Annotated in this window: 13 protein-coding genes, 1 tRNA gene and 1 pseudogene; 12 read left to right on the top strand and 3 right to left on the bottom strand. The window is 65.6% G+C overall.

Annotated features, from left to right (window positions below; translation table 11 throughout):
• Positions 1–125: 125 nt before the first annotated feature.
• Positions 126–563: a hypothetical protein gene (locus tag GTK09_RS28170; protein WP_376768021.1), complete on the bottom strand. Its 438-nt coding sequence runs from the start codon at positions 561–563 to the stop codon at positions 126–128.
• Between the two features lie 230 nt (positions 564–793).
• Between GTK09_RS28170 and GTK09_RS19635 the strand changes: the two genes are divergently transcribed.
• Positions 794–868, top strand: a tRNA-Asn gene (locus GTK09_RS19635).
• A gap of 304 nt (positions 869–1,172) precedes the next feature.
• Here GTK09_RS19635 and GTK09_RS19630 read toward each other — a convergent pair.
• Positions 1,173–1,829, bottom strand: coding sequence for a glutathione S-transferase (locus GTK09_RS19630; RefSeq protein ID WP_163465139.1), 657 nt, complete (start codon positions 1,827–1,829; stop codon positions 1,173–1,175).
• Between the two features lie 112 nt (positions 1,830–1,941).
• Here GTK09_RS19630 and GTK09_RS19625 point away from each other — a divergent pair, with 112 nt between their 5' ends.
• From GTK09_RS19625 to GTK09_RS19580, 11 genes and pseudogenes are all read left to right on the top strand, one after another.
• Positions 1,942–2,505 (top strand): TetR/AcrR family transcriptional regulator, encoded by a 564-nt coding sequence (locus GTK09_RS19625; protein WP_163465138.1) that lies wholly within the window; start codon positions 1,942–1,944, stop codon positions 2,503–2,505.
• 138 nt (positions 2,506–2,643) lie between these two features.
• Entirely contained in the window at positions 2,644–3,126 is a 483-nt protein-coding gene (locus GTK09_RS19620) for a low molecular weight protein-tyrosine-phosphatase (protein ID WP_163465137.1), read from the top strand.
• Positions 3,123–3,899: pseudogene (locus GTK09_RS27230) on the top strand (fructosamine kinase family protein); the annotation flags it as partial. The gene GTK09_RS19620 and the pseudogene GTK09_RS27230, both read left to right, overlap by 4 nt.
• Before the next feature lie 117 nt (positions 3,900–4,016).
• Positions 4,017–4,847 carry a 3-oxoadipate:acetyl-CoA acetyltransferase gene (locus GTK09_RS27225; protein ID WP_203561125.1) on the top strand — a complete coding sequence of 277 codons (831 nt, stop codon included), beginning with the start codon at positions 4,017–4,019 and terminating at the stop codon, positions 4,845–4,847.
• Positions 4,848–4,897: 50 nt separating this feature from the next.
• On the top strand, positions 4,898–5,746 hold the full coding sequence (locus GTK09_RS19610) for a phosphatase PAP2 family protein (protein ID WP_163465135.1): 849 nt from the start codon (positions 4,898–4,900) through the stop codon (positions 5,744–5,746).
• A gap of 345 nt (positions 5,747–6,091) precedes the next feature.
• Positions 6,092–7,009, top strand: coding sequence for an ABC transporter permease subunit (locus tag GTK09_RS19605; RefSeq protein ID WP_163465134.1), 918 nt, complete (start codon positions 6,092–6,094; stop codon positions 7,007–7,009).
• Positions 7,010–7,014: 5 nt separating this feature from the next.
• Entirely contained in the window at positions 7,015–8,472 is a 1,458-nt protein-coding gene (gene livM, locus GTK09_RS19600) for a high-affinity branched-chain amino acid ABC transporter permease LivM (protein ID WP_163465133.1), read from the top strand.
• On the top strand, positions 8,472–9,431 hold the full coding sequence (locus tag GTK09_RS19595; protein ID WP_163465132.1) for an ABC transporter ATP-binding protein: 960 nt from the start codon (positions 8,472–8,474) through the stop codon (positions 9,429–9,431). The genes livM and GTK09_RS19595 overlap by 1 nt, the downstream gene beginning before the upstream one ends.
• A gap of 2 nt (positions 9,432–9,433) precedes the next feature.
• Positions 9,434–10,186: an ABC transporter ATP-binding protein gene (locus GTK09_RS19590; RefSeq protein WP_312869928.1), complete on the top strand. Its 753-nt coding sequence runs from the start codon at positions 9,434–9,436 to the stop codon at positions 10,184–10,186.
• Between the two features lies 1 nt (position 10,187).
• Positions 10,188–10,541, top strand: coding sequence for a DUF6867 family protein (locus tag GTK09_RS19585; protein WP_163465131.1), 354 nt, complete (start codon positions 10,188–10,190; stop codon positions 10,539–10,541).
• Between the two features lie 142 nt (positions 10,542–10,683).
• Positions 10,684–11,841 (top strand): branched-chain amino acid ABC transporter substrate-binding protein, encoded by a 1,158-nt coding sequence (locus GTK09_RS19580; protein ID WP_163465130.1) that lies wholly within the window; start codon positions 10,684–10,686, stop codon positions 11,839–11,841.
• 347 nt (positions 11,842–12,188) lie between these two features.
• On the opposite strand, the gene GTK09_RS19575 is transcribed toward GTK09_RS19580, so the two are convergent.
• Positions 12,189–12,587 carry a MarR family transcriptional regulator gene (locus GTK09_RS19575; RefSeq protein ID WP_163465129.1) on the bottom strand — a complete coding sequence of 133 codons (399 nt, stop codon included), beginning with the start codon at positions 12,585–12,587 and terminating at the stop codon, positions 12,189–12,191.
• Positions 12,588–12,727: the final 140 nt, after the last annotated feature.

Raw genomic sequence — 12,727 nt, 5'->3', positions numbered from 1 at the left:
GGTTGAAGCCTCCGTTCCGGCCAGCGATTCGCGGGATCTATCGCCCACTTTGGCAAACGAAGCGTGAAGGAACTGCCGTCGTTTCGAGGAATGGCCGAGGCGGAAAGCCCCTGACGACGTGTGGATCAGTTGTTCCCGGTGTCTGCACCGCGGCCCTCGGCGGCCCCGGCGCGGCGAGCCCTGCGGGCGTTGCGCCAGCGCGCGAACCGGACTTCGCTGCGTCGCCGCCCCCGCCGCACCAGCGGCGAGTCGACCGAAAGGACGAAGAGACCGAGCGGCAGCATCCAGAAACCCAGGATCGGCAGGAAGCCGAGGACACCGCCGCCGACCAGCGAAGCGCCGAGCGCGATGCGCCAGGGGCGCGAGGCCGGCAGCGGAAATTGCCGGCCGAACAGCTTCAGCCTGGGACGCGGGTTCGAAGCCGCCGCCTCTTCGCCGGGCGCGCCGTGATCGGTCGCCTCTCCCGCGCGGGACGGATGACCGCCCGCGAGAGGCCGTTCGCTTCCCTCCGAAGCATTCGCCCGTCCGTCCGGCCGCTTCGCATCGCCTGACGTCATGACCATTCGTAGTCTCCGATGGGCCGTTGAACCCGTTCGGGCGAAGATGGGCAGGCCGGGCGCCGCCCGCAATCCATGCCGCGCCCGCTACGGCTATGGCTCCGGGCACGTGCACCGCCCCTGGACGCCCGGCCCGCTGGCACCCTTTTCTCGAGATGAACCGCCTTTTTTCCATCGAAGGCTTGGCAAAGGCCGAGAGGCTTTGCTATAGGCCGCGTCAACGTCGTCAGGCGTATTCCCCGGTAGCTCAGTGGTAGAGCACTCGACTGTTAATCGATCGGTCGCTGGTTCGAATCCGGCCCGGGGAGCCACTTCCACCCAAAAATGCGAACGCCCAGCGCTGCGGTTTGCTTAAGGCATTCCTCCGCATCTCGGCGAGGATCTGCGGGCGCTTGCGGGCCGAGCTTTTGCTTATGATCCATCCGCGCTGCCGCCGCGCGACATGTTGAAGCGGTGCTTCCGCGATGGACGCACGGGCTTTGCCGCAGCTTTCCTGGACCGTGAGAAGACCCAGGCCACCGATCAGCGGCGAGCCGATCGCGATCCCGTCGCGAATTTGTCAGGGGCGTCGGCAGGCAATCGGCGCTGCCCGGGCTCTCACCCAGTCGGCTGGGTTCAGCCGGGCACCTCGGCCGATTCCGACATCGCCGCCCAGTTCTGCACGCTGGGTCGGTCCTGCATCCTTTCGTGCCAGGCCCCGAGAGCGTCGCACTCCACCGGGACCGGCAGTTTCACGATCTGAGCGAAGATCAAGCCGCCGATGACCGTGATGTCGGCCATCGAGAAGTCATCGCCGGCGACGAAGCGCTGCCGTCTCAGAACACCGTCGAAGTAGTGCATGCCTCTGATGGCCTTGTCGCGCTGACGGAGCCCCCACTCGGCATTCTGATAGATCTCGACGTCGGGGCCGAGACCTGGAGTGGCGTGGTGGAAATAGACGCTGATGGCGTCGAGCAGCTCCAATTCGGCGCGTTTGCTCATCATGTGGATGACGCCCTTCTCGCGCGGTGTCCGACCGGTGAGTACGGGAGTCCCGTCGAGTGCGTCGAGATATTCGGTGATGGCCGTGCATTCGGCAATGAAAGTTCCGTCGTCGAGTTCGAGCACCGGCAGCGTCCCTGAGTAGTTCTTTACGAGAAATTCGGGCTTCTTGTGTTCGCCCTTGCGCAAATCAACCGTCACGAACTCGACCTGCGACTGCAGGTTCTTCTCGGCGAGAGCGATCCGGACACGGGCCGGGTATGGACCGGTCGGCCAATCATGGATTCTCATCAACGTTTACCATCTACCTGCCACATGGTAGAATGAGCCTACGCTTCCCATTCTTGCCGTCAAGTTTTATCTGCCACTTGGTAGGTGAGCATACTGGGGTGGAGGTTCCGCCATGAGATCAGACACTCGGGAGGCGATCCTGACGGCTGCCAGAAGGAGCGCGCAGGCTCACGGCTATGGCGGCTTGAATTTCCGCGACCTCGCCAATGAGGTGGGGATCAAGGCCGCGAGCATCCACTACCACTTCCCGACCAAGGCGGAGCTCGGCGCAGCGGTCGCGCGGCGCTACTGGGAGGACACGGCAGCCGAACTCGACCGCCTTTCGGCCGAAGACTCGGACCCGGTTCGCAGCCTGCGCCAGTATCCCGCCTTGTTTCGCAAGGCGCTCGAAAACGGCAATCGCATGTGCCTCTGCAGCTTCATGGCGGCCGAATACGACGATCTGCCGGAGGCGGTGAAGAACGAGGTCCAGACGTTCGCCGACGTCAACGTGGCGTGGCTGAGCGGGGCGCTGTCAGCCGCGTCCGGGCCTGGTTCCGGGGAGAGCGAAGCGCGGGCCCGTGCGATCTTCGCCGCCGTCGCGGGCGCGCAACTTCTGGCGCGAAGCCGCGCGGACGTCTCGCTCTTCGATGCGTTGATCGAAAGCTACCGCGTCGCCGGTCTGTTGCCGGGGTGACGCGAACGGCTCCGGTGCGACGGCTGAGCGGCATTTCGCTCGATCGCCTCGCACCGAGTTGCGGTTTGCCCATCGGCCCTCCCGCCCCACCTCTTTCGTCCGAACGACCGAACCCCGCCGCCGTCGGATGGAGCCCTCATGAGCGAGACCCCCGCCGTTCTCTTCGTCTGCCTCGGCAACATCTGCCGGTCGCCGCTGGCCGAGGCCGCCTTCAGGGCTGCAGCCGAGCGTGAGGGGCTTGACGTCCATGTCGAATCCGCCGGGCTCGGCCATTGGCATCTCGGCTATCCGCCGGATCCGCGGGCCGTGGCCGTGGCGCGAAGGAACGGCATCGACATCGGCGCGCGAGAGGCGCGGCTCGTGACCCGGGAAGACTTCTACCGTTTCGACCACGTCGTCGGCCTCGACGCAGAAAATCTCGCCGGGCTACGTCGCCTCGCCCCGACGGACGGCAAAGCCGAAGTGAGCCTCCTCCTCGACCATGTCCCCGGCCGGGAGGGCCAGTCCGTCACCGACCCCTATTACGAAGAGGATTCGGCCTTCGACGATGCCTGGAGCGACGCCTGCGAGGGGGCCGAGGCACTCGTCGAACGGCTCAAGTCCGAAGCCGCGAGCCGATGAGCGATCTTGCCGAACGTGCCGCCGGCCTGCTCGGCAGCACGGTGGCAGAGACGCGTCCCTTCGCCGGTGGCTCGCTGTCGAGCATCGAGTTCCTGCGGCTCGCCGACGGCCGCGAGATGTTGGTGAAGTCCAGCCCCTCGCCCCGCGCCGAGGCGCGGATGCTGCAGGCGATCCGCGCGGCGGGCGTCCCCGCGCCGGAGGTCTTCGCGGCCGACGACGTGGTGCTGGCGATCGAACGTCTTCCGGACGACGGCGGGCTCTCCCATGCCTGGACAGATCTCGGCCGGGTCCTCGCCAAGCTGCACGACACGACGGGCGAGGCCTATGGCTGGGAGGACGACTACGCCTTCAACAGACTGGCGATCAGGAATACGGCCTCCGACGACTGGCCGCGCTTTTACGCCGAGAACCGGCTGCTCGCAGCGGCCCGGGGCACCGGCGCGGATGTCGAGCGGCGAGTCGAAGCCCTATGCCGACGGCTCGGCGACGTCCTGCCGAAGACGCCGAGGCCGTCCCTCCTCCACGGCGACCTGTGGAGCGGCAACGTGCTCGCCTCGAAAGGCCGGATCTCCGGCCTGATCGATCCGGCCTGCTATCACGGCGACGGCGAGATCGACATCGCCATGCTCGGCCTCTTCGCGCGCCCCACCGGGGCGTTCTTCGAGGCCTACGGCGCTCTTCCCGCCGGCCATCGCGAGCGCGCGCCGGTCTACGCCCTGTGGCCAGCGCTCGTTCATCTCAACCTCTTCGGCTCCGGCTACCGCGGCATGGTCGAGGGCTATCTGGCTCAGGCCGGTTTTTGTGGTCGCCTATCCTCGCCCGCGGACGCTTACCCCGCATCTGCCCGTTTCGGTCTTTCCCTTTTCCGCCGCACGGCCACTTATCGAAGCATGAGCCAACCAACGATCATCACCGTCGCCATCACCGGATCCCTTCCGAAGAAAGCCGACAATCGGGCGGTGCCGATCACCGTCGCCGAGCAGATCGAATCGACCCACGAAGCCTTCGAGGCCGGAGCGAGCCTCGTCCACTGCCACGTGCGGAACGACGACGAGACGCCGTCCTCCGATCCCGAGAAATTCGCCCGTCTCATGGAAGGGGTGCGCAAGCACTGCCCCGGCATGATCGTGCAGTTCTCGACGGGCGGCCGCTCCGGCAACGGCCGGGAACGCGGCGGCATGCTGTCCTTGAAGCCGGACATGGCCTCGCTGTCGACCGGCTCGGTCAACTTCCCCACCCGCGTCTATGAAAATGCCCCCGACCTCGTCGACTGGCTGGCCGAGGAGATGCTCCGATACGGCGTCAAGCCGGAGATCGAGGCGTTCGATCTGTCGATGATCTTCCAAGCGGCCACCATGACGAAGGACGGCCGGATTGCCGGGCCGCTGCACGTCCAGTTCGTCATGGGCGTGAAGAACGCCATGCCGGCCGACCGGGATAGCTTTGCGTTCTTCGCCAAGACGCTGAACCGCCTCGCCCCTGACGCCACCTTCACCGGCGCCGGCATCGGCCGCCACCAGACGACGCTGATCGACTGGAGCCTCGAAGAGGGTGGCCATTGCCGGACGGGGCTTGAGGACAACGTCCGTCTGTCCCGCGACGAACTCGCGCCGTCGAACGCCGCGCTGGTGCGGCTTGCCGTGGAGCGATGCGAGGCCCATGGCCGGCGGGCAGCGACGCCCGACGAGGCGCGGCGCATACTTTCACTTGCCGCCGCCTGAACGGCCGGCGCGTTGCACTCTCCGACACTTCATCCAATGGCACATTCTTCATGATCGACACTCGCGACGCATCCCGGCGGCTCCAGCGGCTCTCCCTGTGGCTCTGGCAGAAGGTCGAGATCTGGACTCTCGTTGGCGCGCTCCTCACGGCGGCGGCGATCTGGACCTTCGTGTCCATCGCCGGCGAGGTCGTCGAGGGCGACACCAAGGGGTTCGATCGCGACATCCTGCTCTCCCTGCGCTCCAGCACTGACGTTTCCGATCCGATCGGGCCTCGCTGGGTGGAGGAGTTCGGCCGCGACGTCACCGCCCTCGGCGGCACCGGCATCCTGATCATGCTCACCGCCTTCGTGGCGATCTATCTGTGGATCTCCGGCAGGCGCCGTTCGATGGTGATGGTCGTCGCGGCGATCGCCAGTGGCTTCCTGATGAGCCAGATCCTCAAGCGCACATTCGACCGGGCGCGGCCCGACCTCGTGCCCCATGGCGATTACGTCTACACCGCGAGCTTTCCGAGCGGCCATGCGATGATGTCGGCGGTCACCTATCTGACGCTCGGCATCCTGCTCTCCCGCGTCGAGCCGCGCCGGCGGGTTCGGGCCTTCCTGATCGGGCTCGCGGTCTTCCTGACGGTGATCATCGGCATCAGTCGGGTCTATCTCGGCGTCCACTGGCCGTCGGACGTGCTGGCGGGCTGGACGGCGGGCGCCGCCTGGGCGCTGATGTGGTGGCTGCTCGCCACGTGGCTGGAAAGCCGCGGCGCGGTGGAAGCCAGCCCCCCGGATGCCGGCGGCCAGGACGCCGCCCGCCTTGCCCAAGTGAACGAGAGGACAACGCCCCCCCACGACCACGCCGCGCACCGATCAGCGACCGAGGAGCGCGCCTCCGCGCGCGACTGACGCGCCGAGTCGCAGGCCGCCTGCAGCGTCGGAGGCGGCAATTCGTCGCTCGCCGCCCTCAGACTTTCGTCGCAGGCGGGCGGCGCTTTCAATCCGTTCGGCACGGCCCAAGCGGTTCGAATTGCCGCGATCGGACAGCGCAACCTGCCGTTCCGGTCGCGGTGAGCCGCTCTTTGAGTTTTCCCCAGCGTTCACCGCCTTTGCGGCGCGCGAGACTTTTTTCGCCGACGTGGCTTGCCACGGCCGTCCCTGCTATGGAATTCATCATGCACACGGACGCGGCGCACCTCGAAAAGATGCCGCGCCGATCATCCTGACCAATAAGAACCGGCACAAAGGCGGTCGATGGAATATTTTCTGCAGCAGTTGATCAACGGGGTAACGCTCGGTTCGATCTATGGATTGATCGCCATCGGTTATACGATGGTCTACGGCATCATCGGCATGATCAATTTCGCCCATGGCGAGATCTTCATGATCGGCTCCTTCATCGCCCTGGCGGTGTTTCTCGCCCTGGCGGCGATCGGAATCACGTTCCTGCCCCTCGTCCTGTTGCTGATGGTCGTCGTCGCGATGATCTGCACGGCCGCCTGGGGCTGGACGATCGAGCGGGTCGCCTACCGGCCGCTGCGCGGTTCCTTCCGCCTCGCCCCGCTGATCACCGCGATCGGCATGTCGATCTTCCTGCAGAACTTCGTCCAGGTGACGCAGGGCGCGCGAGTCAAACCGCTGCCGCCGCAGATCCAGGGTGGCATCACCCTGATGGACTCGCCGAGCGGCATCGTCGTGCAGATTTCCTGGATCCAGATCATCATCATCCTGATGACCGTCGTCCTGATGGCGGGCTTCTCGCTCTTGATCTCGAAGACCTCGCTCGGCCGCCAGCAGCGCGCCTGCGAACAGGACCGCAAGATGGCCTCGCTCCTCGGCGTCAACGTCGACCGGACGATCTCTCTGACCTTCGTGATGGGCGCTGGCCTTGCCGCCGTCGCGGGCATGATGTTCCTGCTCTATTACGGCGTCATCGACTTCTACATCGGCTTCATCGCCGGGGTGAAAGCCTTCACCGCGGCCGTTCTCGGCGGCATCGGGTCGCTGCCCGGCGCGATGCTCGGCGGTCTTGCCATCGGTCTCATCGAGACCTTCTGGTCGGGCTATTTCTCGGTCGAGTACAAGGACGTCGCGGCGTTTTCGATCCTCGCCATCGTCCTGATCTTCATGCCCTCCGGCCTGCTCGGCCGGCCCGAGGTCGAGAAGGTCTGATCGAGATGGCAAATAGCACCACTTCCGCCAGCGCCAACCGACCGGAAGGCGCCGAGCGGCTGTCCGAGGAGCGTCGCGAGGCGATGCGGGGCGAACCGCCCTTCGTCGAGGCGCCGACCGACGACACCCGCCTCGTCCGGGCCCTCAAGGAAGCCGGCGTCACCGCCGGGCTCGTCGCCGTCCTGACGCTATTCTTCTTTTTCTTCCGGACCGACATCGCCGTCGGCGGCCTCAATCTGACGGTCGATCCGAAATCCTGGATCATCGCCGTCGGAATTGCTTTCGCCGGCCGGTTCCTGCTGACCTATTTCGTCTTCGCCGGCGAGCGCCCGACGATCGGCGGCTGGAAGAAGGTGGCGGCCGCGTCCGCCCGCTGGCCGATCGGCAAGGTGCTCGGCATCACCCTTCTCCTGATCGCGCTGACGCTGCCCTTCCTTCTGATGACGCTGCTGCCGGGCCAGGACCGCTATCTCCTTGACCTGTCGATCCTGATCCTCACCTACGTCATGCTCGGCTGGGGCCTCAACATCGTCGTCGGTCTCGCGGGCCTCCTCGATCTCGGCTACGTCGCGTTCTATGCGGTCGGCGCCTATTCCTTCGCGCTTCTCGCGACGAACTTCGATCTCGGCTTCTGGATCTGCCTGCCGATGGCAGGGCTCTTTGCGGCGCTGTGGGGCGTCATGCTGGGCTTCCCGGTGCTGCGCCTGCGCGGTGACTATCTCGCCATCGTGACGCTCGCCTTCGGCGAGATCATCCGCGTCGTCCTGCTCAACTGGTACGACTTCACCGGCGGGCCGAACGGCATTCTCGGCATTCCGAAGCCGACGCTCTTCGGCCTCGAATTCTCCCGCGGCGAGGGCTCCTTCTCGGACTTCTTCGGGCTGGAATATTCCTCGATCCAGCGCTTCGTCTTCCTCTACTACATCATCCTGGCGCTGGCGCTCCTCACCAACTTCGTGACGATGCGCATGCGCAAGCTGCCCGTCGGCCGCGCCTGGGAAGCGCTGCGCGAGGACGAGATCGCCTGCCGCTCGCTCGGCATCAACACCGTCAACGTCAAGCTGACGGCCTTTGCCACCGGTGCGATGTTCGGCGGCTTCGCCGGCTCGTTCTTCGCCACCCGCCAGGGCTTCATCTCGCCGGAGAGCTTCACCTTCATCGAATCGGCGATCATCCTCGCCATCGTCGTTCTCGGTGGTCTCGGCTCGCAGCTCGGCGTCGTCATCGCCTCGGTGGTGATGATCGGCGGCATCGAGCTCCTGCGAAATCTCACCGGGCTCCAGGCGATCTTCGGTGCCGGCTTCGATCCCACCCAGTACCGCATGCTGATCTTCGGCCTCGCCATGGTGCTGATCATGGTCTGGAAGCCGCGCGGCCTCGTCTCCACCCGAACGCCCTCGGCCATCTACAAGGAAAAGAAGACGATCGGCGCCGATCTCGTCGCACAGGGCGAGGGTCACTGATGAACGAGAACAATCGCAACTGGGCTGTCGATCCGGTCCTTTCGGTCGAGCATCTGACGATGCGCTTCGGCGGCCTCGTCGCCGTCGACGACCTGTCCTTCGACGTCGGCCGCGGCGACATCACCGCCCTGATCGGCCCGAACGGCGCCGGCAAGACCACCGTCTTCAACTGCGTCACCGGCTTCTACAAGCCGACCGAGGGGCGGATCGCCCTGCGCCGGGAGGGCACCGTTTCCGACGCGGCGCTGGCCGAACTGACGCGGGGCGGGCAGCAGTACCGCCGCGCCGACGACGGCTCGATCTTCCTTCTGGAGCGGATGGCCGACTTCAAGATCACCGAAATCGCCGGCGTCGCCCGCACGTTCCAGAACATCCGCCTGTTCGGCGGCATGACGGCGCTGGAGAACCTGCTCGTCGCCCAGCACAACGAGTTGATGCGCGCTTCCGGCTACACGATCGGCGGGCTGCTCGGCCTTCCCGGCTATCGCCGCGCCGCCGAAGCCGCCAAGGAAAAGGCCATCGAGTGGCTGCGCCGGGTCGATCTCCTCGACCGTGCCGACGATCCGGCCGCCGATCTGCCCTATGGCGCCCAGCGCCGGCTGGAAATCGCCCGGGCCCTCTGCACCAATCCGGTGCTCCTGTGCCTCGACGAGCCGGCCGCCGGTCTGAATCCGCGCGAGTCAGCCGAACTCAACACGCTGCTCAAATACATCCGCGACGAGCATGGCGTCTCCGTGCTCCTGATCGAGCACGACATGGGCGTCGTCATGGAGATCTCCGACCACATCGTCGTGCTCGACTACGGCAAGAAGATCTCCGACGGCACGGCGAGCGAGGTGCGCAACGATCCGAAGGTCATCGCCGCCTATCTCGGCGTCGACGATGAAGAGGTCGAGGAAGTGGAGCGCGATCTCGACGTGGCGACCGCTCACACCCCCGTCCAGGGAGGTGCCTTGTGAGCGTGGCACAGCAGACAGACAACCGGCAGGCCGCCGAAACGCTGCTTTCGGTGCGCGGCGTCGAGACCTTCTACGGCAAGATCCAGGCCCTGCGCGGCGTCGACATCGAGGTCCATCGCGGCGAGATCGTCACCCTCATCGGGGCGAACGGCGCCGGAAAATCGACGCTGATGATGACCATCTGCGGCAATCCGCAGGCGCGGTCGGGCCAGATCGTCTACAACGGCCAGGACATCACCAACCTGCCGACCCACGACATCATGTCGATGTCGATCGCCCAGTCGCCGGAAGGCCGCCGCATCTTCCCGCGCATGACGGTCATCGAGAATCTCCAGATGGGGGCGATTCTCGAGGACGAGGCGAATTTCGAGGACGACCTGCGCAAGGTCTTCACGCTGTTCCCTCGCCTGAAGGAGCGCCGCGGCCAGCGCGGCGGCACGCTTTCCGGCGGCGAACAGCAGATGCTGGCGATCGGCCGCGCCCTGATGAGCCGGCCGAAGCTGCTTCTCCTCGACGAGCCCTCGCTCGGCCTGGCGCCGCTCGTCGTCAAGCAGATCTTCGAGGCGATCCGCGAACTCAACACCAACGAGGGCCTGACCGTCTTCCTCGTCGAGCAGAACGCCTTCCATGCCTTGCGTCTCGCCCACCGGGGCTACGTCATGGTCAACGGCTCGATCACCATGTCCGGCACCGGCCGGGAGCTCCTGGCCAGGGAAGAGGTCCGTAGCGCCTATCTCGAAGGGGGAGCACACTGACATGACGCCGGAAATGAGCCTCATCTGGGAAGTCACATTCTCGGAATTCCTCTTCGTCACCGTCATTCTCGGCGGCGGCGGCGCCTGGATGGTCGGCCGCTCGACCGCGCTCACCTGGAGCGGATGGGGGCTCCTCGCCTTCTACATCGTGCTGTTGGCGCTGGCCGTCCGGTTCATCCATTTCGCGCTGTTCAACGGGTCGTTCTTCTTGCCGCTCTCGACCTTCGGAACCGGCCTCTACTACGGCATCGTCGACTATATCGTGCTGTTCGCCATTGCCGCCTGCGGCCGTGTCTTCGTGCGAGGTCAGCAGATGTCGCGGCAATACGGCTTTCTCGACCGGCAATCGGCCTGAGGCGGGAAAGCTTGCGACATGAGGCCCGTTTCTGCTTCCATAGCGGGAAGATCCGGGCTTTAATCCCTGTCAGGTAGGGGGAGAATTTACTACCTGCTGCGGCCTCAGCGCCGCAGAAACGATCAACACAGGGAAGGTTCGTATGAAGAAGGCACTTCTTTCAGGCGTGGCGCTCAATCTGGTCTTTGCGGGCGCAGCCTTTGCCGACATCACGATCGGCGTCGCCGGCCCGATGACCGGCCAGTATGCGAGCTTCGGCCAGCAGCTCCAGGTGGGCGCCGAGCAGGCGGTCAAGGACATCAACGCTGCTGGCGGCGTCAATGGCGAGATGCTGAAGCTCTCCGTCGGCGACGATGCCTGCGATCCCAAGCAGGCCGTCGCCGTCGCCAACAACTTCGCCTCCGAGGGCGTCTCCTTCGTTGCCGGTCACTTCTGCTCCGGCTCCTCGATTCCGGCGAGCCAGGTGTACGCCGACGAGCAGATCGTCCAGATCTCCCCGGCCTCGACCAATCCGGACTTCACCGACAAGCGTCCCGGCGAGGGTATCTTCCGCGTCTGCGGCCGCGACGACCAGCAGGGCGAAGTTGCCGGCGCCTACATCTACAAGAACTTCCCGGACGCCAAGGTCGCGATCATCAACGACAAGACGGCCTATGGTAAGGGCCTCGCCGACCAGACGCAGAAATACTACGAGGAAGCCGGCGGCAAGCCGGTTCTCGTCGAAGCCTACACGGCCGGCGAAAAGGACTACACCTCGCTCGTCACCAAGATGAAGCAGGCGGGCGTCACGCTCGTCTATGTCGGCGGCTACCACACCGAGGCCGGCCTGATGGCGCGCCAGATGCGCGAGCAGGGCATGGACACGACGATCATGTCCGGCGACGCGCTGGTCACCGACGAGTACTGGGCGATCACTGGTGATGCCGGCCAGGGCACGCTGATGACTTTCTCGCCGGATCCGCGCAAGAACGAGGCCGCCAAGCCCGTCGTCGACGCACTCGAGGCCGAAGGCAAGACCGCCGAGGGTTACGTCCTCTACACCTACGCCGCGATCCAGGCTTGGGCCGAGGCGGTCAAGCAGGCCGGTTCCACCGATTTCGATCCGGTCGTCAAGGCGCTCGACGACGGCACCTTCACCACGGTGATCGGCGACCTCTCCTTCGACGACAAGGGCGACGTGACGCTGCCCGGCTACGTCGTCTACGAGTGGAAGGACGGCAAGTACGACTACGTCGAGTCCGCAGATGCCGGTGGCATGATGAAGGACGATGCCATGGCGACGGACAAGAAGGCCAACTGATCGCTCCATCCGCGATTTCGCAGTGCCGGAGAGCCCGGCGCTGCGGTTTGGCCCGAAGGATCGGAACATACGAAGGCCTGCCTCGACCATCGATCGGTCGACGGCAGGCCTTTTCTTTGGGATATCCGCTACGCAGCGGCGGCATGGATGGGTCGCGACAGCAAGTCGCGCTCGAGCTGAAGGCGCCGACCGGCGCAAGCCGCATCCGCCGATCATCGGCTTCGCGGCGTCGCGACGACGAAGCCCCTCGGTGGCCCGATCGTTGCAGCAGCCGCGGCTCGACGTCGCCGGCTACACGAGGCTTCGCCGCGCGCCCGCGCCGGCCTGCCCTGCCGCCGCCCCCAGGATCAGTGACTGATGGCGCGGTCGAGGCCCGTCAGGCCGGCCTCGAGGCCGTTCCGCTCTTCTTCGGACAGTCCCTTGAGGACGGCCGTTTCTGCCTCGAAGATCTTCGGCATGAGATGGCCGAGCGCCACTCCGCCCGCCTCGGTCAGGGTGAGATACTCGAAGCGCCTGTCCGAGGTCGCCCGCTCGCGCATCACCCACCCGCGCTGATCGAGCGCTGCGACGGCCCGGCTTACCTTCGTCTTGTCCATGGCCGTGAGTTCGACAATGTCGGACGAGGTGAGTTTGGCACTCTCGCCGCCAAGGGCCAGAAGGACAGCGAATTCCGGCGAGGTCAGCCCCTGCTCCCGCTTGTGGACGCGCGACGTGATGCGGCCGAGCGCTGTGGCGGCGCGAATCAATCGATTCGAAACGAGACTAGGCTGATTTCGATGCGTCACTCCTCCCATCGTCCGTTCCTTTCGCTTGTTTTGGTTCTTAGTCTTCCACGAATGCTTCCTGCTATCGGCCCGCTTGATCCTGATTTCGGCCGATTTTTCAG

The organism is Jiella pacifica (assembly GCF_010500815.1).
Classification (GTDB): Bacteria; Pseudomonadota; Alphaproteobacteria; order Rhizobiales; family Rhizobiaceae; genus Jiella; species Jiella pacifica.
The sequence above is the reverse complement of the archived record's forward strand: the minus strand, read 5'-3'. Positions and strand labels throughout refer to the sequence as shown.